The sequence below is a fragment of the Lacrimispora amygdalina genome (genome assembly GCF_900205965.1).
Lineage (GTDB): Bacteria > Bacillota > Clostridia > Lachnospirales > Lachnospiraceae > Lacrimispora > Lacrimispora amygdalina_A.
Genome location: NZ_OAOF01000004.1, coordinates 281,838 through 306,123 on the forward strand (window position 1 = coordinate 281,838; position 24,286 = coordinate 306,123).

General features: G+C 42.2%; 25 protein-coding genes. 5 read left to right on the forward strand and 20 right to left on the reverse strand.

Features of this window, described 5'->3' with window-relative positions; genetic code table 11:
- Positions 1-6 precede the first annotated feature (6 nt).
- Genes CRO04_RS08135 through CRO04_RS08165 form a run of 7 tightly spaced genes read right to left on the reverse strand, consistent with a single transcriptional unit; the run spans position 7 to position 6,801 of the window.
- Positions 7-1,158 carry an acyl-CoA dehydrogenase family protein gene (locus CRO04_RS08135; protein ID WP_097003735.1) on the reverse strand — a complete coding sequence of 384 codons (1,152 nt, stop codon included), beginning with the start codon at positions 1,156-1,158 and terminating at the stop codon, positions 7-9.
- A gap of 45 nt (positions 1,159-1,203) precedes the next feature.
- The gene (locus CRO04_RS08140; RefSeq protein ID WP_097003736.1) at positions 1,204-2,637 is read right to left on the reverse strand and encodes an AMP-binding protein; all 1,434 of its coding nucleotides are present in this window, start codon (positions 2,635-2,637) and stop codon (positions 1,204-1,206) included.
- A gap of 1 nt (position 2,638) precedes the next feature.
- Complete coding sequence (locus CRO04_RS08145; protein WP_097003737.1) at positions 2,639-3,829, reverse strand: acyl-CoA reductase; 1,191 nt, start codon at positions 3,827-3,829, stop codon at positions 2,639-2,641.
- Positions 3,819-4,892: an acyl-protein synthetase gene (locus tag CRO04_RS08150; protein WP_097003796.1), complete on the reverse strand. Its 1,074-nt coding sequence runs from the start codon at positions 4,890-4,892 to the stop codon at positions 3,819-3,821. The genes CRO04_RS08145 and CRO04_RS08150 overlap by 11 nt, the downstream gene beginning before the upstream one ends.
- Positions 4,893-4,936: 44 nt before the next feature.
- Entirely contained in the window at positions 4,937-5,173 is a 237-nt protein-coding gene (locus CRO04_RS08155) for an acyl carrier protein (protein WP_097003738.1), read from the reverse strand.
- Complete coding sequence (locus CRO04_RS08160) at positions 5,151-5,891, reverse strand: MaoC family dehydratase (protein ID WP_097003739.1); 741 nt, start codon at positions 5,889-5,891, stop codon at positions 5,151-5,153. The genes CRO04_RS08155 and CRO04_RS08160 overlap by 23 nt, the downstream gene beginning before the upstream one ends.
- A 19-nt stretch (positions 5,892-5,910) precedes the next feature.
- A complete protein-coding gene (locus CRO04_RS08165; RefSeq protein ID WP_097003740.1) occupies positions 5,911-6,801 on the reverse strand; it encodes a LysR family transcriptional regulator in 891 nt (296 codons plus the stop codon).
- 115 nt (positions 6,802-6,916) lie between these two features.
- Here CRO04_RS08165 and CRO04_RS08170 point away from each other — a divergent pair, with 115 nt between their 5' ends.
- Positions 6,917-7,204, forward strand: a complete 288-nt coding sequence (locus tag CRO04_RS08170) for a NifU family protein (RefSeq protein WP_097003741.1) — start codon at positions 6,917-6,919, stop codon at positions 7,202-7,204.
- A 35-nt stretch (positions 7,205-7,239) separates the two neighbouring features.
- Here the strand turns inward: CRO04_RS08170 and CRO04_RS08175 are convergent, their stop codons facing one another.
- Genes CRO04_RS08175 through CRO04_RS08200 form a run of 6 tightly spaced genes read right to left on the reverse strand, consistent with a single transcriptional unit; the run spans position 7,240 to position 14,213 of the window.
- Positions 7,240-7,572 (reverse strand): hypothetical protein, encoded by a 333-nt coding sequence (locus CRO04_RS08175; RefSeq protein WP_242974385.1) that lies wholly within the window; start codon positions 7,570-7,572, stop codon positions 7,240-7,242.
- A gap of 21 nt (positions 7,573-7,593) precedes the next feature.
- Complete coding sequence (locus CRO04_RS08180) at positions 7,594-8,901, reverse strand: acetyl-CoA hydrolase/transferase family protein (RefSeq protein ID WP_097003742.1); 1,308 nt, start codon at positions 8,899-8,901, stop codon at positions 7,594-7,596.
- A 3-nt stretch (positions 8,902-8,904) separates the two neighbouring features.
- The gene (locus tag CRO04_RS08185) at positions 8,905-10,221 is read right to left on the reverse strand and encodes an acetyl-CoA hydrolase/transferase family protein (RefSeq protein WP_097003743.1); all 1,317 of its coding nucleotides are present in this window, start codon (positions 10,219-10,221) and stop codon (positions 8,905-8,907) included.
- A gap of 41 nt (positions 10,222-10,262) precedes the next feature.
- A complete protein-coding gene (locus tag CRO04_RS08190; RefSeq protein ID WP_097003744.1) occupies positions 10,263-11,711 on the reverse strand; it encodes a 4-hydroxyphenylacetate 3-hydroxylase family protein in 1,449 nt (482 codons plus the stop codon).
- A 16-nt stretch (positions 11,712-11,727) separates the two neighbouring features.
- Positions 11,728-12,843, reverse strand: a complete 1,116-nt coding sequence (locus tag CRO04_RS08195; RefSeq protein ID WP_097003745.1) for a 4-hydroxybutyrate dehydrogenase — start codon at positions 12,841-12,843, stop codon at positions 11,728-11,730.
- Between the two features lie 11 nt (positions 12,844-12,854).
- Positions 12,855-14,213, reverse strand: coding sequence for an aldehyde dehydrogenase family protein (locus CRO04_RS08200; RefSeq protein ID WP_097003746.1), 1,359 nt, complete (start codon positions 14,211-14,213; stop codon positions 12,855-12,857).
- 463 nt (positions 14,214-14,676) lie between these two features.
- Here CRO04_RS08200 and CRO04_RS08205 point away from each other — a divergent pair, with 463 nt between their 5' ends.
- Positions 14,677-15,585 (forward strand): LysR family transcriptional regulator, encoded by a 909-nt coding sequence (locus tag CRO04_RS08205; RefSeq protein WP_097003747.1) that lies wholly within the window; start codon positions 14,677-14,679, stop codon positions 15,583-15,585.
- 88 nt (positions 15,586-15,673) lie between these two features.
- Here CRO04_RS08205 and CRO04_RS08210 read toward each other — a convergent pair whose 3' ends face one another.
- Positions 15,674-15,907, reverse strand: coding sequence for an oxaloacetate decarboxylase (locus CRO04_RS08210; RefSeq protein WP_097003748.1), 234 nt, complete (start codon positions 15,905-15,907; stop codon positions 15,674-15,676).
- A 205-nt stretch (positions 15,908-16,112) separates the two neighbouring features.
- On the opposite strand from CRO04_RS08210, the gene CRO04_RS08215 reads away from it, so the two are divergent.
- Positions 16,113-16,664, forward strand: coding sequence for an ECF transporter S component (locus tag CRO04_RS08215; RefSeq protein WP_166432500.1), 552 nt, complete (start codon positions 16,113-16,115; stop codon positions 16,662-16,664).
- Between the two features lie 38 nt (positions 16,665-16,702).
- On the opposite strand, the gene ablB is transcribed toward CRO04_RS08215, so the two are convergent.
- The 6 genes from ablB to CRO04_RS08245 form a co-directional block, all read right to left on the reverse strand.
- Positions 16,703-17,566 carry a putative beta-lysine N-acetyltransferase gene (ablB, locus tag CRO04_RS08220; RefSeq protein WP_097003750.1) on the reverse strand — a complete coding sequence of 288 codons (864 nt, stop codon included), beginning with the start codon at positions 17,564-17,566 and terminating at the stop codon, positions 16,703-16,705.
- A complete protein-coding gene (gene ablA / locus CRO04_RS08225) occupies positions 17,547-18,824 on the reverse strand; it encodes a lysine 2,3-aminomutase (protein WP_097003751.1) in 1,278 nt (425 codons plus the stop codon). The genes ablB and ablA overlap by 20 nt, the downstream gene beginning before the upstream one ends.
- 100 nt (positions 18,825-18,924) lie before the next feature.
- Positions 18,925-19,647 carry an amino acid ABC transporter ATP-binding protein gene (locus tag CRO04_RS08230; protein WP_097003752.1) on the reverse strand — a complete coding sequence of 241 codons (723 nt, stop codon included), beginning with the start codon at positions 19,645-19,647 and terminating at the stop codon, positions 18,925-18,927.
- A gap of 7 nt (positions 19,648-19,654) precedes the next feature.
- A complete protein-coding gene (locus CRO04_RS08235) occupies positions 19,655-20,326 on the reverse strand; it encodes an amino acid ABC transporter permease (protein WP_097003753.1) in 672 nt (223 codons plus the stop codon).
- Positions 20,327-20,356: 30 nt separating this feature from the next.
- A complete protein-coding gene (locus CRO04_RS08240) occupies positions 20,357-21,145 on the reverse strand; it encodes an ABC transporter substrate-binding protein (RefSeq protein ID WP_097003754.1) in 789 nt (262 codons plus the stop codon).
- 232 nt (positions 21,146-21,377) lie between these two features.
- Positions 21,378-22,214: a YiiX/YebB-like N1pC/P60 family cysteine hydrolase gene (locus CRO04_RS08245; protein WP_141400954.1), complete on the reverse strand. Its 837-nt coding sequence runs from the start codon at positions 22,212-22,214 to the stop codon at positions 21,378-21,380.
- Between the two features lie 302 nt (positions 22,215-22,516).
- Here CRO04_RS08245 and CRO04_RS08250 point away from each other — a divergent pair, with 302 nt between their 5' ends.
- A complete protein-coding gene (locus CRO04_RS08250) occupies positions 22,517-23,182 on the forward strand; it encodes a response regulator transcription factor (protein WP_097003755.1) in 666 nt (221 codons plus the stop codon).
- Positions 23,179-24,192, forward strand: coding sequence for a sensor histidine kinase (locus CRO04_RS08255; RefSeq protein WP_097003756.1), 1,014 nt, complete (start codon positions 23,179-23,181; stop codon positions 24,190-24,192). The genes CRO04_RS08250 and CRO04_RS08255 overlap by 4 nt, the downstream gene beginning before the upstream one ends.
- Positions 24,193-24,286 lie beyond the last annotated feature (94 nt).

Here is a 24,286-nt window from a genome sequence, read left to right on the forward strand (position 1 = left end):
TCCTCCTTATTTCAGCACATCGCTGGAAATCACCATAAGCTGTACCTCGCTTGTTCCCTCGTATATCTCCGTTATTTTCGCATCCCGCATCATTCTTTCCACATCATATTCGCGGATATATCCATAACCGCCGTGAAGCTGAACCGCTTTTTCCGTCACTTCCATGGCAGTCTTTGCTGCATACAATTTGGCCTTTGCAGCTTCCACACTGTATATCTTCTGGGTTTCCTTTGCCAGGGCCGCTTTGTATACAAGCATTTTCGCAGCCTCAATCCTGGTTGCCATGTCTGCCAGCTGAAACTGGGTATTCTGGAACTGTCCCAGCGTACGTCCGAACTGTTTCCTCTCTTTGACGTATTTCACTGCTGATTCAAAGGCCCCTTCTGCAAGACCAAGCGCCTGAGCGGCAATGCCGATCCTTCCTCCGTCCAGTGTATGCATGGCAATACCAAATCCCCTGCCCTTCATTCCCAAAAGGTTTTCCTTTGGTATCCTGCATTCATCAAATATCAGCTCATAAGTCGCAGAGCCGCGGATACCCATCTTTTTTTCTTTTGTTCCAAACGAGAAGCCAGGTGTTCCCTTTTCTACAATAAAAGCTGATATCTCCTTCGATTTTTTTCCTCTTTTTTCAACGGTTCCGGTTACCGCTATGACGATGTAGACATCCGCTTCCTTTCCATTGGTGATAAAGCACTTGGAGCCGTTAAGCACCCACTCTTCTCCGTCCAGAAACGCTTTTGTCTGTTGTCCCTGGGCATCCGTTCCAGCCCCCGGTTCTGTCAGTGCAAACGCTCCCAGCTTCCGGCCTGCCGCCAGGTCCGGTATATAGGTTTGCTTCTGTTGTTCTGTCCCATATGTAAGAATGGGATCAATACACAGGGAGGTATGGGCCGATAAGATTACTGCAGTGGTTCCGCATGCCTTTGCCAGTTCTTCCACGCACATGATATACGACAGCACATCACAGCCCTGCCCGCCATACTCCTTTGGAACCGGTATTCCCATCAAACCGTATCGGGCCATCTTTTCAACGGTTTCCCTGGGAAATATTTCCTTCTCATCCACCTCATGTGCCATTGGCTTCACCTCATTTTCAGTGAAGCTTCTGTACAGAGATTGTGCCAGAAGATGTTTTCTTGATAAACTAAAATCCATATCCTGCTTCTCCTTTTACACTCCGGCATAAATGCCGTTATTTACTTACTCCCTGTTATCTGCTGTTGTTTCCAATTTTTTATACAGGGTTTTTCCAGATTCATTTTTGGGAATCAGATCCACACGCTTTACGGCTGCTGCCCTGCTCCCGATTCCCGTTACGCGGTACAAGTATTCCAGAATATCCTCACCAGCTTCTGGTATAAGATGATCTGTGAAAATCACAAGCTTGTCATCGCTGCCTACACATGCAAAATCAATCCCTTCATACTGCTCCTTCAAAAGACGCTCCACTTCATCCAGATTCACCCTGCTGCCGGATACTTTAATAAAGCGTTTTTTTCTTCCTGTTATATAGTAATACCCGTCGCTGTCCCTGCTGGCAATATCCCCGGTATGCAGTACTCCCTTCCATTCATCCGGTTTTATCAGGTCGTCTTTGCTGCAGGCGTAGCCAAGCGCTACATTCTTCCCCTGATACACCAGTTCTCCCGATACGTCAGGCTTTGTGATTACACCGCCCTGTTCATCCTCCAGCCAGAATCTGCCGCCAGGTATGGCAATTCCCATGCTGCCGCACTTCTCCAGTGATTTTGCGGCTGGAAGATATCCCATTCTCGCCGTCGCTTCCGTCTGCCCGTACATAACAAACAATTTCCTGTTAGTCCGTTTTGCATATAGGGCAAATTCTTTGTGCAGACCGGGCGGCAGCCTGCCGCCTGCCTGTGTTATAGTTTTTAAATCCGGCAGATCCATATCCATAAACCCAATCCGTTTTAAAATCTGATAGGTATATGGTACACCGCCTAATGACGCAGCCTTATTCTTCCTTGCAAACTCCCAAAAGGACGGTTCCAGCACTCCATAGGTGGTAAGCAAAAGTGTGCAGCCCATTAAAACATGACTGTTAATAATGGACAGCCCGTATGTATAATTCATGGGCAGCGTGGTAACCGGCCGCTCATTTTCATTAATCTCCAGATAGGAGGCAATGGACTGTGCATTGGCATCAATATTATCGCCGCTCTGCCTGACCAGTTTGGGACTGCCCGTGCTTCCTGATGTAGTCAGGAGAAGGGACAGCTGGCTAAACAGGGATGGCGGCAGTTTTTCATTTCTCCTGCAAAGACAGTATCCGCCGGTATGCCATATCACTTCGCCGTCTTCTATCTTACCCATACAGGCTTCCGGCGCATAAAGGAATTCCGGGTGATATTCCCTTATGAGACCATTTAAAAGGCTGGGGTGGATATGACTGTCCAGCATCAGAGGTACAATACCTGTTTTCAGACAGCCAAGATAACCAAGCAGTGATTCTATGGTATTTTCACAGAGGATAAATATCAGCTTTTTCCCTCCGGTCTTTCTGTACAGTTCTCCGGAAAAAGCATTGAACTGACCATATGTGACACTTCTGCCTTTGTCATCCAATGCCAGAATTCTGTCCGCATATAACTTTTCCCTGTCAAATAAGATCATCTCATACCTCCCTTCCAATCTGCCTGGACAGCACAGCAATGAAATCCTGCCCATCCCATATGGGATCCATATCCGCCGCCCGTCCAACCGGTACGATTCGGTAAACTCCCAAAAGATGATTCTTTATTACAAAATCCACTAAATCCTGTTCTTCTATTCCATGGTATGTAATGGTCTGCAAGCGGCTTGAGACCAGTTTGCCGACGGCTTTCCTCCATTCTCCCTGGTATTCAAAAAACATGCCAAAGAGGCCGCTAAGCTTATCAAGGCCTGAGGAAATGTCAGGCAGCCTTATTGTGTAAAGGCAGTTTTTGTAACGCCTGATTCCGATTTCCCCTTCCAGTGTCATGGCATACCTGCACAGCAATTCATATTTGACCATTGCTTTATGAGCTGTCAGGTCGTAAGAAAGGGCCTCCTCTGCAACAGCATTCCACCAGCGCACTCTTGTTTTTTCTGTTTCTTCTGATTCCTGCGCCTGATCCCATATAATAAACCGGGGGCTGGAGCAGGCATTCTGGTCCAGGAGATAGGTGTCATTATAAAACCGGTGAGCCAGATTCTTTAACTCATCTTCCGTCATAGAGCCTATCCGCACGGGATTCAGTATGCATATGGAATACCGTTCCGGAAAATTCAGCTGCACTGCATCCGCTCTTATGGGCACAGACCTGATTTTAGCTATGGTAAGGTCACTTCCCCAGACCACACAGCCCGCACAGCCTGAAAGCATCTCTCTGACTGTCAGGGATTCCCTCTGACTGGAAAAGACACAGATCCGCCTCCTCATCCCCCTGTATTCAGGCCGTTTAAGAAGACGCTCCAAAATATGGCACAGGATTTTATCCTGTTCCTGGCTTTTGGATGAGATACGGACGGAGCAGCTGTTGCCTGCCAGCAATCCCATGACAAGGCTGTATCCAAACAATACCGGAACATTGGAGGCTGGTATATGAAAAATAATTCCCCGCCCCAGACGAGGCCGCCCATCCAAATACCGTTTCTTAAATTCTTCCAAATGAGATCTGCGGCACCAGAATCCAAAGGCAGCAAGCTGTTCATACTGTTTTCTCTCCCTGCGTATTTCACAGGACAGCTGGTCCAGAAACTCCAGTACCGGTCTGTTAAAAGGTTCTGATGGTTTTGTCTCCACGTTTCTTACCCCTGCCAGAATCACGGTATCATCCTTCATACGTATCACTGCACCCCCTGACCTGGGCCTGTTTGATTCTCCCCGTCACTTTAAAATATTTTCCCAGACGACCGCACAGACAATCATCCTCCCCTATGATAATCCCCTCATCCTCGGTAAGAATGGAGTGTCCCGGATAGGACCGGGGCAGGGGGGATAAAACCTGGATGATTCCTTTTTCCCCGAATTCACAAGGAGTAAAATCAACCGTTCTTCTTGTTATAATATCTGAATATACACTGGCATGAAGATTCCCGCATGGACATTCCATGTAAATGCAGCCTGTCTGTTCTGCCATTCCATAATAATTATGGATATGGCTTATTCCTGTCACCGAACAGATCCGCATTTTAAACTCTTCCTGGGAAACCGACTGGCTTATGAGTTTCTTCCAGCCTCCTCCATGGATAAGAATCCCATTCTTAAGTTCCAGCTTCTTCCCCTGTATGGCAAGAGCCTTGTAAAAGTACTTCCAGATTATGTATGTAAAACCAAACACCAGAATTTTTTTGTCTTTATACCGTTTAAGGAATGCTTCCACAGCCTCCATATCCAATTCCATGTCACTGGTAAGCGCATAGCATATCCTGGAAGAAAAAATAGAAAACCCCAGTATCCCGGCACCTCTTGCAGAGAACAGTTCCCTGCTTTTAAGCACATCCGGACTGTCGATTACAAGAAAAGGAAGCCGTTCCTCTCCAAAGAAATCCGCCCCTATGCTGGCCAGAGCATGCTGCTGGTATCCTGCCGTATCCGTATCCAGAAAAATCTTTGATACTTCCTGTCCGGTAGTTCCGGAAGAGGTCATTGTCTTAAATACATCAGTTGGAGGAACGCTCATCAGTTCCATGTTCTTAAACAGGCCGATTGGCAGCATGGGGATCTCCTCTTCCTCCATATTTTTGCCTGAAGGAACTTTCAGGGCTTTTAACAGCTTTTCATAGGGCAGGCAGTGCTGTCTGTGGTATTCGGTCAGTTCTGTCAGCCATTGACTGAACAATTCCCTTTTTTCCACCCTGCCAAGAGAATATGGTTTCCCTGCCAGAATCATTTCATAGTTCATGTCGATTTTCCCCGTTTCATGAAACACTCCGCCGGTCCTGGACATTAAATATTCACACCATATTTTTTCAGAACTTCTTTTCCTTTCTCATAAGAGGAAAAATTCATTACATCTGCTGTATTAAGGTGAATATCAAACGTCTCTTCTAAGTCTGTAACCAGATCCATATGTCCCATGGAGTCCCATGTACGGATTCCCCTGTACTTAAGCTCCTCTAAATCTTCCTTCTTAACCCTTAAATCTTTTATAAACAACTGGTCATATTTTTCTAAATTGGTCATTATCTGCTTCCTTTCCCCCGTCTGCTATGAATAAGTGTTTCTTCATCATCTGACTGCTGCGGGATGTCAGTACCCGTTCCCCCTTCTGGTTCCTTAAGGTTCCGCGGAATATTCCCACATAGCAATCCTCCCGTTCTTCATAAGAGATAAATTCAACCGTAATTTCTATGGTATCTCCCTGATAAACCGGACGGATGAATCTGGAGGTATGCTCCATATATAAAGTACCGCTGCCAGGAAGCTGTGATCCCATGACGGCTGATACAAGAGAATCCAGAAACATACCGTGTACCGGAGGGTATTTAAATCCGGCCATTTCTGCATAAACAGGATCCAGATGCAGCAGACTTTCATCGCCTGTAAGCTCTGCAAAGCACTGCACATCCGCCTTTGTCACCAGCCGCCGTCTCACCGCTTTCTCATGGAGATGGAGAACCTTCTTTTTCCCGAGGCCAGATGCTTCTCTCTTTATCTCCTGTTCCAGACGGCAAAAACCAGCCTCATCCCACAGAACCACTACCTTTGTGCAATTTACAAGACCGCTCACATCTGCACATCTGCGGCTGCAGCCGCAGACTACCATCCAGATGTCACATACAGCCGATGTATCTGATATGATATATTCATGTCCGGGATTGGCTTCCCTGAATTTGCTGACCCGGCTGCATCTGTCATAGAAAGGATTACAGCCTCCGCAGAATTTAATACCTATTCTCATAGAATCCTCCCGCCCTGTTCTAATTCTGGGATTCCAGCATACACTGCAGCTTTTTTGCAGCCGCACTCAACGGCCGTTTGCTGTCACTGACGATACATATATCCCGCTGGGGAATTTTCTCATACAGGTTGATCTCCACAATCTCCCCCTTTTCTACCAGCGGCCGTGCAAACTCCTCTGGTACAAACCCGATTCCAAGATTCTTAAGAATAATCGGGAGGATAAGATCAATAGACGCCACCTCAATGGAAGGGTGCATGGTCAGGCCGCAGGACCGGTAAAAATCCTGAAAGAACTGAAATGTGGTAGTATTTTCAGACATCGTTATAAGCGGAAGTTTTTCCACCTCTTCCAGATATACAACCCGGTCCTGATACTCTTTGTAGATAGTACCGCCCACCAGTACGCTGTTAAAATCCTTAACCTTCACCACCTTTAATGACTGTTCATGGTCAAAGGGCGAGGTGATAATGGCAAGATCAATCTTTCCGGCTTTCAGCTCATTGAGCGTCTGGGGCGTATTATAGTTGAAGATATTTAATTTTACTTTAAGATACTGCTCCTGGAACTGCTTTAAGCTGGCTACCAGGTAAGAAAGCATAGCCATCTGTGTCGCGCCCACGTTGATATACTCATGCTGTTCTCCAAGGTGTTCCCGCAGTTTTTCCTCTCCCTGTATCAGCTGCTGACAGGCTGGTGCAACATAGCTGTACAGCAGCTCTCCTTCCGCAGTCAGTGTAACCCCTTTTCTGGACCGGATAAACAGCTTGCACCCCAGTAAATTCTCCAGATTCTGCATGCAGTATGTCACTGATGGCTGGCTGGTCACCAGGGCATTGGCAGCCCTGGTTAGATTTTTATACTTTGCTACATAATAAAAAATTTTGTAATGTTCAAAATTTGCAGTCATACCACTACTTCTTTCTCATCATTTTTTTATGTTTATCCATCAAATTTTCATATCATGGCCTCAATTGACAAACTGCCTGCCCGCTGTTAAACTACAAAGCAAAGGAGGGTTTACAATGGAAGCCACGATTCAACAAATAGAAGCTATTCTGGATGCAAACGTGCGTCCGGCACTGGCTGAGCATCATGGTAATGTAATGATACAAAGCCTGGAGGATCATATTTTAAAAGTAAGGTTAACCGGAAAATGTTCCGGCTGCCCTGCTGCACATAGTACCAATGAGGAACTGATTACCGCCGAAATCCGGTCGGCCTTCCCTTCCATCCATGATGTCATTCTTGTAGAAGAAATCAATCCTGAATTAATCGATATGGCCCACAAGATTTTAAACCATCAGATCTAGCCCCATAGCAGCGCCGGCTTATGACAACAGCCATGTCAGGATAAGCCGGCAGCTTCTCCCTCTCTTGCCTTATCAAGTTTTATATTTCTTGCATAAAGCCACATATCAAAAGATATCTCAACAAAATTCAGCACATAGAAGAACCAGGACAGAAGAAAAAGCCAGTCATATGAAACTGCATAGTGGTATTGTAAAAATTTCCTTGCGATGCCAAAGATATAACCAAGCCATATAAAAAACTCAAACTGAAGGCTCTTGCCTTTGGCCGTTCTTGATTTATACGATTTGTAAACGGAAAACGGCCAGGATAAACCAAACCCGATGATCATAAGTGTTTCCAGCAAATCTGAGATCATTGTTACATTCATATAGTACCCCCTTGTACTTTGTTATAGTGCTTCCCCAAAACGCCTCTCGAATTCCTCTGACAGATCATCCCGAAACGCAGGCGCTGCGATATTGATTAAAGCCCTAGCCCTTGCCCTCAAGGATTTTCCTTTTAAATGTGCGATTCCGTACTCGGTTACAATATAATCCACATCATTCCTGCTTGTAGTCACAGCCGCTCCCTGGGTCAGAAAGGGAACAATCTTAGATATGGTCCCTCCCTTGGTGGTAGCTCCGAAGGCAATGATTGACCTTCCGCCTTTGGAGGCGGAGGCTCCCCTTACAAAATCCATCTGTCCGCCCACCGCTGAGTACTGCTTCAGTCCGATTGTCTCCGCACAGACCTGCCCCATCAGATCTGTCTGCAGAGCAGAGTTAATGGATACCACATTGTCATTCTGGCTGATGACGAACGGGTCATTGACATAACTTACCGGTTTCATGCAGATAGCCGGATTATCGTTGACAAATTCATACAGCTGCTTTGTCCCCATCATAAAGGTAATGACCATTCTTCCTTTATCAATATTTTTCCTTTTCCCGGTGATTGCTCCCGTCTCATACAGGTCCATCAACCCGTCGGAAATCATCTCAGAATGGATTCCCAAATCCTTCTTGTCACCCAGAAATTTAAGCACTGCATCGGGGATTGCACCGATTCCAAGCTGCAGGCAGTCCCCGTCATGTACCAGCCCCGCTATATTAGCGCCTATTTTCTCCTCCACTTCTCCGATTACCGGGCGTCCATGTTCGTGGATTGGTTCATTGCTCTCTACAATTGCTTCCAGATTGCTGACATGGATGAAATTATCCCCCATCACCCTCGGCATGTTGGGATTTACTGCACCGATAACCTTTGTTCCGGGGTGCTCCCCTGCTTCCTTAGCAAAATCACAGGACAATCCATAGCTGCAATAACCATGCTCATCCGGTTCTGACAATGTTACAAGGAATACCTGTGCCGGTTCCATATTTGTTACATAGTCTGGTATGCGGTTAAAGAATACAGGAACAAAATCTCCTTTTCCTTCTGCAACGTAATTCCTGCTGCGCGCCCCTATAAACAGGGAGGAGTATTTAAAATGCTTTTCCAGACCCGGCTGAAAAAATTTGCAGGCTCCCATGTCATGCTGCTGGACAATATGTATATCCCTTAAATCCTGTTCCACTGCATAATCCACCATTGCATTCACAAGCCCATCCGGTTCCGCAGCTGCATGGCCGATCAGAACCGTATCTCCTGAATGGATTACTTTTACAGCCTCCTGAGGAGTTTTCAATTTTGAAGCGTAAATTTCTCTCCAGTTCATACGCTAAACCTCCTTATATTTTTCGGCAAAACGTCTCTCGAATTCTTCTGCAAGTTCATCCCGAAACTGCGGCGCTGCAATGCGGATCAGCTGTCTTGCCCGCTCCCTGAGCGTATTGCCTTTCATCTTAGCAATTCCATGCTCCGTAACAATATAGTCAACATCATTTCTGGAGGTGGTTACTGTTCCTCCCTGGGTCAGATATGGCACAATCCTGGATACCGTTCCCTTTTTAGCAGTGGAAGGGAATGCAAGGATGGATCTGCCGCCTTTTGAGAAAGAAGCTCCCCTGATAAAATCCACCTGCCCGCCGATTCCGGAAAACTGTTTTAAGCCCATGGCCTCGGAGCACGCTTCTCCCATCAGGTTCACCTCAACCGAAGAGTTGATGGATACCATATTATCATTCTGGCCTATTATGATGGGATGATTAACATAGTCCACCGGTGCCATGAATACACTGGGATTATCATCCGCAAAATCATACAGTCTGCGGCTTCCCATAAGGAAGGACACAACAATCTTTCCTCTATTAAAATTCTTTGCAGCGCAGTTGATAACACCTTTTTCATATAAATCAATGACACCGTCTGATATCATTTCTGAATGAATACCCAGATCTTTCTTATTATCAAGGAATTTAAGCACTGCATCCGGAATTGCTCCGATTCCCAGCTGCAGACAGTCCCCATCATTTACCATGGAAGCTATATGTTCCCCGATTGCCATCTCCACATCCCCGATTTTCGGAAGAGCAAGCTCTGGTATGGGGGTATCATCCTCTACTATCACATCGATGTCTGATACATGGATAAAGCTGTCCCCCAGAGTTCTCGGCATATTGGGATTTACTGCGGCAACTACCTTAGCGCCCTCTACTTCTGCTGCCGGTTTTGTATAGTCACAGGACACACCAAAACTGCAGTATCCATGCTCATCCGGCAGGGATAAGGTTACGAAAACCACATCCGGCTTTTTTGTGCTGCGGTAAAACTCCGGTGTCTGGTAAAAATAGCATGGAGTGAAATCTCCCCTCCCGCTGTTGACACAGTCCCTGGTCTTTGCTCCGAGAAACAGACTGTTTTCCCTGAAATGTTTCTCCATACCGGGCTGTGCATAGAGGGAATGCCCCATATCCACCTGCTGGTAAATCTCGATATCTCTTAGATCAGCCTGCACCGCATACTGGGTCATTGCATCCACCAGCTTAATGGGTTCACCTACCGCATGGCCAATCACCACTTTGTCACCGGATTTTACTACCTTAACAGCCTCTTTTAACGGCTTTAATTTTGAAGTATATATCTCTCTCCAATTCATACCTGTGTTTAACCTCCCTCTTAGGTCTAAAATGGCCATATTTAATCCTTTATTTTTGCAATTGCCTTTGCAAGCTCTTTCTTTCTTCCAATATTGCCCTGACGGGAGATCATGATCCTCTGCGCCTGTGGCGAGCCGGCTCCATGAAGTGATTCTGTCCTGTAGCCCACTGCAGCAGTTCCAAGTGTCAGATTTTCGATTAAACGCAGAATCCTGAGACGGTTTTCCGTTGACACACCTTCAATTCCCTTTAAATATTTCTCCACATAGCCCCCTACAACCGGATCGTTTAAATCCTTCTCAGACGGCGCGGTCACCATAAGCCCACCTGCAATATCCTCTGCCAGGCGTGCAATCTCATATGGATATCTGGTCACATTCTGCTTACATACATTGGCCAGTAACAGGTCTATTATGTAATTACCGGAATCGGTGGGAGTCCCTTCTGCGGAACATGCGATACCACAGCAGTAAAGTGTCTCGTTTAAATGGGTCATTTCTATCAGTTTATCCTTAATATGGGAAGCTTTGGGTACGCCGTTATAATCCGCTGCCAGTGCTGCCGCACCAATTAAAACATCACCCACTCCCACCTTGCAGCCGCCGTAGGACTGTCTGTGATATCCCGCGAACCGCTCTACCAGCATACCGGCAAATTCAAATTCTCCATTGAGGAAAATGCGGTCATTGGGAACAAATACATCATCAAATACAACCAGTGCCTCTACGCCTCCAAATTCGCTGTTACCCACATCCATCTGTGATCCTTCCAGCTTTCTGGTATCGCAGGACTGCCTTCCGATAATCATTACGATTCCCTCTGCATCCACAGGAACTGCAAAGGATACTGCATAATCCTTATCATCTGGTCCCATGGCTACGGTAGGCATGACAATTACTTCCTGTGAGTTGATAATCCCTGTCTGATGTGCTTTTGCGCCTCTGACTACGATTCCGTCATCTCTGCGCTCCACCACTCTTAAATACATATCAGGATCTGGCTGCGCATGAGGTGCCAGCCCCCGGTCGCCCTTGGGATCCGTCATTGCTCCATCTACCGTTAAATCTTTATCCTGAACCATACGGAGATACTTTTTAAAATTCTCATGGTAGCTGGTGCCGTATTTTTCATCGATTTCATAGGTGGTTGACCATTCGGCGTTAAACGCATCCATTCCCACGCAGCGCTGGAAACAGGCAGCTGTCTTCTGTCCGCAGAGTCTTTGCATTTTAACCTTTTTAATCAAATCATCCGTACTTCTGTGAATATTGGCAAATCTGTTGATTTTACGTCCATCCTCCAGAGTTACGGTCATTAAATCCTCGTATTCCGGCATCTGCGCCAGATCATAGGTCGCCTTTACAGAATTAAGGGATGGTCTTAAAATCGGATGATCAATCGGGTTGTCAATCTTCTCCCCAAACATATAAATATTAAGTTTCAAATTCCGCATACTTTCCACATATTCTTCACCAGTCATTAATGCCATAATCTTCTTCTCCTTTTCAATACAGCTCCTGATAAATCTTAAGCACCCGTTCCTCATTAAGGGGCACAAAGTTATTTGCCATGAGACGTGCCTGCTGTTCCATAACACTCTTTGTAAATAGTGCAAGCTCCTCCTGTTTCACGCCATATTCACGCAGCGACTTCTTAGGAAGAATTGTGCCAAGCAGCTCATCTAGCTTTTCATAAACTTCTGATTCAGAGCACCCCAGCAGTTTTACAAGACACCGGTTCATCACTGCAATCTCTCCATCCTGCCTGATTTCCATGTAATTTTTAAGTACCCCTGTAAACATGGCATAGTTGCTCTCCCCATGAGCCACATGGTAGGTGCCTCCTAACGGATAACTGGTGGCATGGACTGCTGCACACCCGGCTGTTCCGAATGCGATACCTGCATAATTGCTTGCGATAAGGAAATCCTTCATAAGCGGAAGTCTTGCCTCCGGCCCTTTTGCTCCAATCTCCTGATATCCCCTGATAATCATCTCAATGGCCTTATAACCAAACAGCTTTGTAAACGGTGTAGCCTTTGGAGACAGGCTGGACTCCACAGCATGAACCAGAGCGTCTATGGAACTGGTGGCAAACACGGCAAATGGCAGTCCATTTAAAAGTTCCGGCACCAGAACCGCTTCATCTGCATACATATGAGGTGACACAAGTCCTACCTTTGTCCCCAGCCTGGTCCGGTTGATAATGGAAATATTCGTGACCTCACTTCCCGTTCCGCAGGTTGTAGGCAGGATGACAAGTTCACGTTTCTTCCGGATCTTATCAGGTGCAGCGTAAAGGGAGTCAAGGGGTTCCCCTTCGGACACCGCCATTACCTTGGCAATATCAATTACAGTACCGCCTCCAATTGCAATAATCCGTTTGCAGTCTGTTTTGGCTGCCGCTTCAAGGATCGCATCCACCATGACATCAGTGGGCTCTCCTGTCCCGTATGCTTCCTGAAATATGGTATGGACATTCAGCTCAAGATTTCCGAAATATGGTTTATATATGTATTCATTAGTCAATATGAGATCACCGCTGCCAAGGTTGAATTCTCTGGCAAATTCTGCGCAGGTATCATAGTATGAAATCTGGGATTTTAAAATAATCTCTTTCATTTCTATCCCTCCTATGCAAAAATTTCTTCATCTGACGGCTGTTTCCAATCCTTTTTTACAAAAGCAATGCGGCTCTTGTTCATCAGATGGGTATAGAACAGATTCTCGCTGATAGCATTGTTGCCCCAGCTTCCGCAGCCCAGTGTGGTGGTAGGATTCAATGAGTTTGCAAAAGCCCCGCCTGCCATGCTGGAACAGGTCTGATTGACTACAACACGGCTTACAGGAAGCTTCACACCTGCATATTCAATGTGTTTTTTATCGTTGGACTGGATATCTGCGGAATGCCCTTCCCCTTCATATACCAGATTTTCATATGCAATCTGTACAGCCTCTTCCCAGGTTTGATAGCTGTATGCAGCCATCATCGGACACATCTTCTCCTTGCTCCATACAACTCCTTCTCCGTGTTTCTCAGGTTTTACAATAATGACCTTTGTACCCTGGGGAACGGTAATACCAGCCAGGTCTGCTATTGTTTGAACCGACTGCCCAACCACTTTTTTGTTAATCACACCACTTGGGAATATCACTTCTGCCAGTTTATCAACAACCGCCTTATCCTCTATGTAGAACGCTCCCTGGGATACAAACTCCTTTATCACCGTATCGTAATCCTTCTCAGGAGCAATGATTGTCTGGGTTCCGGAACAGATAATACCATTGTCAAAGATGCGGCTGGCAATCATGCGTCCTGCAGCAGCCTTGTAATCAATTCCTTCATCAATCAGTCCCTGTACATTGCCAGGGCCCACGCCATAGCTCGGCTTTCCGCTGGAATAAGCGGATTTTACAACACCCGCACCACCGGTAGCCAGTACAACATCACAGGCGGCCATCAGTTCGTTGGTAAGTTCAATGGACGGTTCCTCGATTACCAGGAAAATATCTCTTGGCACACCCATGCGGTCCAGTTCTTTGTAATACAGATCAGCAACTGCCATCGCACATTTCTTACTGCGCGGGTGAGGTGCAATAATAATCGTATTCTGACATTTTACGGCGTACATGGCATTACACATGGGGGTCACGATGGGGTTGGTGCACGGTGTTGCGGCTGCAATAACCCCCATGGGCTTTGCCACCTCAATCAGTCCGGCTTCCTCATCCGTACCAATAATGCCAATGGACTTTTTTCCCTTCACTGCATTCCAGATAATTCTGGATTTTCCTTTATTCTTGGTGATCTTGTCTTCGTAAACACCCATCCTGCTTTCCTCAACAGCAAGCTTTGCCAGCGGCTCTGCATTATCAAAAATAACTTTTGCAAACATCTTTACAATTGCATCTGTCTTTTCCTGGTCATAGGTACGCAGGACCTGCTGTGCATTTCTGGAACGTTCTACTAATGATTCAATTAAATGGCTCATTTTTTTATCTCCTTAGATAGTGATTTTTTTAACATTGTTTCTATGTTTAATTCTAATTCGTTTTTTCTATATTTAAAAATACTAATAACTTATCATAAACAATAGGATTTTTTATGGTTCATTTTTGGCATAATGCCCAATTTAATAATTTACATCAGCCATAGCTCAATCCTCAAAAGCATTATTGGCAAAATCTTATTGTTAATTTATTAACTTATATACGCTAAAAAAACCGTATTTCATGAGACGACAAACGGATAAGGAAGGTTTTATTCTGGAGCGAAACAGATATGATCTGAAGTGAGTTAACTGAAAGACCGGAGACAGCTGGTCTTGTGGTAAAATAATGGTGCATCTCTTTACTTCTTATATCTAGAAGTATATAATAGCTGGTAATATATGTAAAATATATATATTGTATGTCAATTATATAATATTTATATAGGGGATAAATGGAGGGTGTATGGATATCACGTATGACTATTACAGAATTTTTTATTATGTTGCAACATGCAAAAGTTTTTCCAGGGCAGCTGGTCTTCTTTCAGCAAACCAGTCCAATATTTCACGGTTCATTAATAATTTAGAGCATCAGTTGGGTTGTAAACTTTTCGTAAGATCCAACCGTGGTATCTCATTGACGCCTGAAGGGGAGAAGCTCTATTCCCATGTGAAGATTGCCCAGGAACAGTTCAGGGCGGCTGAACTGGAACTGATCAACGACAAAAACCTAAGCGGAGGCACGATAACCATCAGTGTCAGTGATACGGCTCTGCACGGCCATCTTCTTCCCATACTTGCAGCATTCCACAGTACCCATCCCGGTATCCATCTGCGCATTCTTAACCATACCACACCACAGGCAATCCAGGTATTAAAGAACCGGCTGGTTCACTTTGCAGTAGTGACCACCCCTTACAACGTGAAACTTCCACTGAAAGAAACATGTCTGAAGTCTTTTCAGGAGATATTAATAGGAGGGAAACATTATTCCTTTTTAAAAGACAAGCCCCACCACCTGTCGGAACTGCTGCAGTATCCTTTTGTCTGCCTCGGAAAAGATACCGTGACTTATGAATTTTTCTCACGCCTTTTCTTAAAATATGATCTGGTTTTTAAGCCGGATATAGAAGTTGCTTCGACGAATCAGCTGATGCCTATGATTAAAAATGATCTGGGTATCGGTTTTATTCCGGAGCATTTTGCCCAGGAAGCCATTGAAAACGGGGAGGTTTTCTCCATTCCTCTGGCGGAGCAGATACCAAGACGCAGTATCTGTCTGGTAGAAAATACCAGCAAATGTCCGAGCATTGCTGCAAATGCACTAAAGCAGATGATTCTTTCCCAGGAGTCCTGCAGCAGTCAGTTATAACGACGGTAATAAAAAAAGACACTTCCAGAATATTTCTTAGAAATGTCTTCTAATTTTGTAAAATTGAGGGTGCTCACTCTTCTTCCCGCTATTTATTTGAATGATTTTTTACAATTATAATTAGTATTCCCAGAATGATAATGATTCCACTCACCAGCATGGCTGTGGAAGTAACGTGATCCGGTTTTCCTGCTATAAATATTGCCGTTGGTCCATCGGCTCCGCCAATCACTGTAACCGCCTTATTTCCTGCAAAATACGCACCTGCTATTATCAATGCGCCTCCTGCTATACTTAATAATCCGCAAATCCATTTCATCATTCACGCTCTCCCCTTAAATAGAATATCAACGTTTTCCAACATAATTATAACATAATCCCCACTCTATAGGAAGAGATATGACTGAATGCACCACTCTGCCCTCTCCTGTCAACTGGTATGTATAAATTTGATGAAATTGGCTATTTTAATAATTCCAGTTATTCTATATGATATAACCTATCATCAACAGAAAGGACAGGTAACTATGAATATCAAAAGAACAAAAAAATTAGTATTCAGCGCATTGATGGCAGCACTTACAACTGCAGCTACACTGGTAATACATATACCATCGTTTCATGGCTATATTCATCTGGGAGATGGTATGGTTTTATTAAGCGGTATACTTCTTGGTCCGGTAGCTGGAGCAGCCGCTGGGGGAATTGGTTCTATGATGGCAGATCTGATATCTGGCTACGCCTTCTATGCACCGGCTACATTTATCATTAAAGCGCTGGCAGCCTTCTTTGGCGGATACTTGTACCGCAGATTTTCAAATAACCGTCCCAATGCTCATTTTCAGATACTGCCATTTCTAACCGCAGGTATTGTATGCAGCAGTATCGTCACCGGAGGTTATTTTATATTCGAGCTTTTTGTATATAACCGGGCGGCTGCCATTATTAATGTACCATTCAATCTGGTTCAGAATCTGTTCAGTCTGATGGTGTCCGGCGCACTGCTTCCTTTTCTCCTGCGAAGTCATGAGATTCGAAATCTGAACCTGGAAACTGATTCGATTGCTGAATCGTTCTAAAAATAAAGCCGTGCTGCCCGCACGGCTTATCCCCTTTATCAGAAGGCATCGAGCCTTTTTATCCAGATATTCATGTCTTCATATGCACCACATATATTACAATTATTGATTAATCTGCCTCTGTATTTATATTGATGCTTACATAAAACCATATTTATCCCCGTATTAACTGCCCTGGATAAACTATATAAAGTAATAAAGTTCCTGTTTTTAAGTTCTTCTTCTAACTCATATATAATATTTGACAGCACCCCTTTTCCCCTGTGATCCGGATAGGTGGCGCAATCCGTCATTTCAGCATTCCTGTTATCCATGTCCATATCCGCTGAAGCCATTCCAATGATCTTTCCCTCTGATTCAGCAACTTTATAAAGTATTTTCCCATCCATTGTCTGTCTTATATATTCCTCGTCATATACTGGCGTAGGATAGGTGGAAAACACGGTGGAAAATAATGCAACAATTTCTCCTATATCACTTTGTGTTGCAGTTCTGATGCTGTATGGCAGATTGTTGCTGCCGCCTGCAGTATGTCTGTTGTTTGACATTAGGCACTGAGCGATTATCTTATCTTTTAGTTCCGGATTGTCAGAGATTTTTCTCTTGCTGTCCATAAAATATGACACACAATATGCATCTGTTCCTTTGAAAAACCCATCTATTTTTCCTTCAACGCAAAATCCTGCCTGAGTAAATAGTTTCACATGGGGCAAAATGGTATTACCTATCACTTTACCAGCGTGATTTTCTGATGCAAAGTCTTTTATCTTATCTACCGTCTGAATCGGTATGCTGCCGGAATCAAGGATTTTTACACGCTTATTCATACGATCCAGATATATTTTTATATTATCTATTGTAAAATAGCAATTATTTTCAATATCACATTGGAACCTTTTCATTGTATCCCGCTCTCCTGTCAATTCGAACATTACTTGTAGGTGTCAGGCAAGTACATTCATTTTTTAAGAGTTTTTCCAACCCTTTAGAGTCATCATTTTTGTATTTATCACAAATACCGCAATGTTTACAGGTATGGGTTTTATCGGTGGGTTCCGTATACGTACAGATTACGCCTTCATAATTTCTTAAAATCACTTTTTCCGGCGATTGGGAAATTACATATTGGGGATTTACTGGTATCTTGCCTCCGCCTCCAGGTGCATCTATTACAAAAGTAGGTACTGCAAACCCGGAAGTATGCCCGCGTAACAGCTCTATAATCTCAATTCCTCTCGCTACCGGGGTGCGGAAATGTTCAATGCCCTCAGACAGATCGCATTGATAGATATAATAAGGTCTTACCCGGTTCACTACTAATTGCTGTACAAGGGATTTCATAACAGATGGGCAGTCATTAATATTCTTTAATAAAACAGACTGGTTCCCCAGGGGAATTCCAGCATCTGCAAGCATTTTGCATGCAAGTTTTGATTCCGGTGTTATTTCATAGGGATGATTGAAATGGGTATTAATCCAGACCGGATGGTACTTTTTAATCATGTTACATAATTCTTCTGTAATACGCTGGGGCATAACAACTGGAACCCGGGTTCCAATTCTAATAATTTCAACATGAGGGATTGCCCGTAATTCTTTTAAAATAAATTCAAGTTTTTCATCAGAAACGCACAATGCATCACCGCCGGATAATAAAACATCTCTGACTTCTTTATGCGCTTTTATATATTGAATGGCTTTTAAAATGGATCTTCTTGATAAGGAACTATCTTCCTGGCCTGCAAAACGTCTTCTTGTACAATGCCTGCAATACATGGAGCACTGCTCGGTTATGAGTAAAAGCACCCGGTCCGGATATCTGTGTGTGAGTCCGCGAACCGGAGAGTCCAGTGTTTCATGTAAGGGATCACAACTGTCACAATCCGATATTTTTGATTCATGAACCGTTGGTACTGCCTGCCTTCTGATGGGACAATTATAATCTTTGGGATTAATGAGAGTCGCGTAGTAAGGAGTAACTGCCATTTTTAATTTCTTTAGGCTTGTGATGATTCCAAACTTTTCGTCTTCTGTCAGATTGATGATTTTCTCCAGTTCTTCAACTGTGGTGATCCGATTGGATATCTGCCATTGCCAGCTGTTCCACTGTTCTTCGGTAACATCTTTCCATAATTCTATATTTTTATAATTTCTCTGCATTCATACCTCCATGAAAACGGTTCATAGTTACGTTGATTACGATTCAGCCTGTGCACAAACGGTTGCCGCAAGGTTGAATCGTAACATGAATTCTGATATATTATAAAATCTGCGATATAAATTCTTTCGTTCTGTCATTTACCGGATTATTAAATATTTCTTCCGGTGTCCCTTCTTCCACTATCCTGCCTTCGTCCATGTATATAATTCTGTCAGCAACTTCCTTTGCAAATCCCATCTCATGGGTCACAACAACCATGGTCATGCCGTCATCTGCAAGATTCTTCATAACCTTCAAAACCTCACCAACCAGTTCAGGATCAAGGGCTGAAGTAGGTTCATCAAACAGCATGATCTTAGGATTCATCGCTAATGCTCGTGCGATAGCGACACGCTGTTTTTGTCCTCCTGATATCATGGCGGGATATGTATCCGCCTTATCCTGCATATTAACTTTATCCAGCAATATAAGGCCTTGCTCCTTTGCATCAGCAAGGGGGACCTTCTTAACCTGCGTCAAGCCTTCTATCACATTTTCCAACACCGTTCTGTGTGGAAAAAGATTAAAATGCTGAAATACCATGCCTACCTCTTGTCTGACTAAATGCAGATTTTTGGACTTTGCTGTAATTGTTTTCCCACCCAGACTTATGGTACCCTCCTGGTATTTTTCAAGGAAATTAATGCACCTTAGTAACGTACTCTTCCCTGAACCACTTGAGCCAATAATAACAACAACTTCATTTTCATCTACATGGAAGTTTATATCATGCAATACCTGATGTTTCCCAAACCATTTATTAAGTCCATTTATATCTATCATAGGCTGATCACTCCATTACTTTAAAATCACTGACATTTAACCGTCTCTCAACTGCATTTGCAAATATCGTTAAGATTGAGGTCATAATTAAATAGTAAATAGCTGCTATCGTCAACATCTCCATCAGCCGGAACGTGGAAGAACCAACCTGCCTGGCATATAGCAACAATTCCGGTATTGCAACAGCACTTGCTAAAGAAGAGTCTTTTAATGCTATAATTAACTGATTACTCAATGAGGGGACTGCACGCTTGAATGCCTGGGGTAATATGATGCGGCGCATAACTTTCCTTTCTGTCATTCCCAGAGAAAGACCTGCTTCCCGCTGCCCTCTGGCAATTCCCTGTATCGCCCCTCTGAATATCTCCGCAATATATGCGGCATTATGAAGTCCAAGTGCTAAAAAAGCAGATGGTAAATTCCCAAGACGAACAATATTAACTAATCCAAAATAAATAAATAGCAGCTGTAACAGCAACGGTGTTCCCCGGACAATCCATATATAAACTTTCGCCGGAAAACTTAAAATTCCATATTTGGATATACGCATCAGTGCAAGAACAAGCCCTAATATCAGACCAATCAGGATACCGAATACTGTCACCAGCACAGTCATCTTTGCTGCAGCTAAAAATGACAAAAAATATTTTGGAATGATTGAAAAATCCCAAATGCTCATACTTTTTCTCCTTTTCACTTAATCCTGAAATTACTTCACGGTGATATCTACACCATCAAGCCATTTTTCGCTGATCTTTGTCAATGTACCATCATCATGCATATCTTTTAAGATTTCATTTATTCGTTCCAGCAGTTCCTTATCATCCTTGTTGATTGCTATTCCCATACTTTCAAGCCGCAGCAACTCACCAACAGGCATAATCTTATCTCCGCCCGCAATATCCTTCATTGCAGACAAGCCTACCAGCCGGTCCGTAATTACACCGTCTACCCGGCCATTGATCAATTCCATAAGTGTGGCATTATCATCCTGATAGAAGCTTACTTCTGCTCCCAGCTTTTCCCCATCCTGAACGAAATTGGTTCCTGTGGCTACAGCAATCTTTTTTCCCTCCATTTGATTCACATCTGTAATTCCGGAATCTTTATTCACGAATAACTGTGCACCGGAATAATAATAGGGGCTGGTGAAATCCACAACTTTTAAACGTTCATCTGTGATCGCCATGCTGCCTAAGATCCCATCGTATCGCTTGTTTCTTAAGCCTTCCGTCAGTCCATCCCAGTCGGATGTGACATAATTAAGCTTTACTCCTAAACGCTTCGCTATCTCCTGCCCTGTATCTACATCAAATCCTACGACTTTACCATCTTCCATATAGTTAAATGGGGGATAACCTCCACTTCCTACAACAGTTAAGGTCTCTGCCTTTTCAACCCGTTTTAAACTGTCTGTTTCCTCCTTTTTACAACCTGTGACCAGAATTGAAAATGATATTAACATTAGTAAAAACATTAATCTTTTTTCAAGTTTCATATACCCTCCTTATTCTTTGAAGCAATAAGTAACAACTTCATTTTAACACAAAGTTGTTACTTTTCCAAGTAAAAGTTTACTTAATTAACAATATTTGGAAATAAATGCCAGAATTACACTTGGATTTTTACCTGGTATATGGTAAATAGCTGGTCCAGGAAATAAATAAGCCGCCCCATTGGGGCGGCGGAAATGGTATTACCAAAAGTCGGGGGGAAATGCTTAATTTCCATTATTTTATTGGTACAATCAATAGCTTTGAGCAATTTTTTATATCTCTTGGGGTAATGCCAGGTTCATTATATGAACCTTTAGTCTCAATATTAATCCCCTGATTATAATATGCAGCCCAAACTAATTCCGAACAATACCAATCTTTTTCACTAGCACTAGTATCTTTTGCGAAGTCAATAGAATATCCTTTTCCTAATTGACTCTTAGCGAAATCAACAGCATTATTTATATTTGACTCTGTTGCTTCTTTTACATGAAAAATATAAGTATCTTTATCTGCTAAACGTTCGTCGTCCAAAACACTTCTAACTACTCCTACATCAATAGCTTCAATAATTCTTATATAATATTGCTTTTGTATACTATCATAAAATTTACCTTCTACAATTGCTGCATGTCCGGTAATTCCAAAACCGCCATTAGCTTCGTATATAACATCACCTTTTCTGACATTATTTAATAATTTGTAAGATGAATAATCAGCTTGTTTAGGCAATGAAGTTCCTGTATTATAATACCACTTTGAGCCTCCTCCACTTCTACGGTCAAAATATTCAGGCGGAACCTCTAAAACATTGTAGTATGTCTTCACATAATCAGAAACTTTAGTATAGTTAGATGATTTGTATTCATCTAAAAAGGTTTCCAGACTCATATCGAGTGGAATATTGTTTGATTGAGCATATTCCATTAATTCTTCATAGCTGTTAATTAGTTGATTTTCAAAGTCCACATTGCTATTTTTCTCCTTAGCAAATGCAACATTACCTGAGGATAAAAGCACTACAATAGCAAGTAGCAAACATTTAAAATGACTTATTTTCTTTATTTTCATTTTTAATCTTCTCCTCCTTTTATACGCTATAATTTTGTTCTTTACCAGTACATTTTAACCACTTCCTTTTCACTCGAGATTATTCGTATTTATTTCTATTAAATTAACATTAAACTTTAATATACTCAACATTTTGCAACTGAATGGTATTTATATAACACCGAATGGTGAAATTATAAATAAAACATAAGCATTTATACCCTTTCTATATAGAAGTTGTTAATATAAATTTGCTATGCTATACTACATTAAGAATCTGGAATTGATACTATCAAAAAAGACAGGAAAGGAGCGTGCATAATATGTATCAAATAATGATTATTGAAGATGACCCTATTATTCGTGAAGAACTAGCTACCCTTTTACAAAGTAATGGCTATTCAATTGTAATCTTAAAAAACTTTTTCAATGTTATCGATGAAGTTAAAGCACGTAATCCACATTTAATATTATTAGATATAAATCTTCCTTCATATGACGGTTTTAAACTATGCTCGAAAATCCGTACATTTTCGAATGTACCCATTATTTTTGTAACTAGTCGTAATACAGATATGGATGAATTGAACAGTATTATGCTAGGTGGAGATGATTTTATTACAAAACCTTATAATACGCCTATCCTACTCGCCCGTATTGCTTCATTATTAAAGCGATCTTATATTTCAACTTACACAGAATCTATATGCTACTGTGAAATAACTCTTTACTTAGAAAGCAGTAAGGTAGCATTTAATAATAATTCCATTGAACTTACTAAAAATGAACTTAAGATTTTGGCATTTCTTTTTAAAAATGCAGGAAAAATTGTTTCACGTGCAGACTTGATGGATTATCTTTGGGATAACCAGTTATATATAGATGACAATGCATTAAGTGTGAATATTACAAGATTACGAAATAAATTAAAACAAATTGGAATAACAAATTTTATTCAAACCAAGCATCGGCAAGGGTATATGATATGAGATACAGGGACTTTCTAAAGGATCAGTTTATTTGTATAATTACACATATTATTTCAATGATCTGCTGCGTTGTTTTTTTATTTTCTGTGAACATTTATGAAGGTATTATTGGCATTCTTATTACTGCCTGGGTTCTGATTTTAATTTTTTATATAAATATACATTATTATTTTCGTAACCGTTATTTTAAAAAGCTCCTTTTTCAGCTTAATAATCTGGACAAGAAATATTTATTTGCAGAATTAATGGATGTACCAGAACAAGCTGAAGACAGAATCGTTTATGACATATTAAAGACAACCAGCAAATCCATGATCGAGCAAATATCTTTATCCAAACGTGAACGAAAAGAATATAAAGAATACATTGAACAATGGATTCATGATGTAAAAACACCTATTGCAGCTATACGGCTGCTATGTGAAAATAATAAAACTGATTTAACAAGAAAGCTCATGGTTGAATTAGAAAAAATCAGCCATTTCACAGACCAGGCTCTCTATTATGCAAGAAGTGAAAATGTTGAAAAGGATTATTTGATTAAAGAAGTTGCTTTATCAGATATAATTCATGCTGCAATAGCTGAAAATAAGCAGCTCTTAATTCAAAATCATATTTCAGTCCATATAAAAAATTGCCAATATTCTATATATACAGATGAAAAATGGATTGGCTTTATTATAAATCAGATTATTACCAATGCAGTAAAATATAGTGGCAAGGAGCCTTCCCTGACCTTTTATGCTTATGCAGAGCAAAGCAGTATTTCTTTATGTATCTCTGATAATGGTGTAGGTATTTCAGAAAATGATTTACCTCGAATTTTTGATAAAGGTTTTACAGGTGAAAATGGAAGAAACGTCAAATGTTCAACCGGTATTGGGTTATATTTATGTAAACGGTTATGTACTAAACTAGGAATAAGCATCACAGCGCAATCAAAACCTGGTAAAGGAACAACAATGAAAGTCAGTTTTCCAAAAGGTGATTTTGTTAAAGTGCAGGAATGACTGACATTCCTGCACTTCTTACATTATTGTAAGAGTTTTGTAAGAAAAGTAGATACACTTATATTTTTTATAAGCTAAAATGAATATGAGGTGA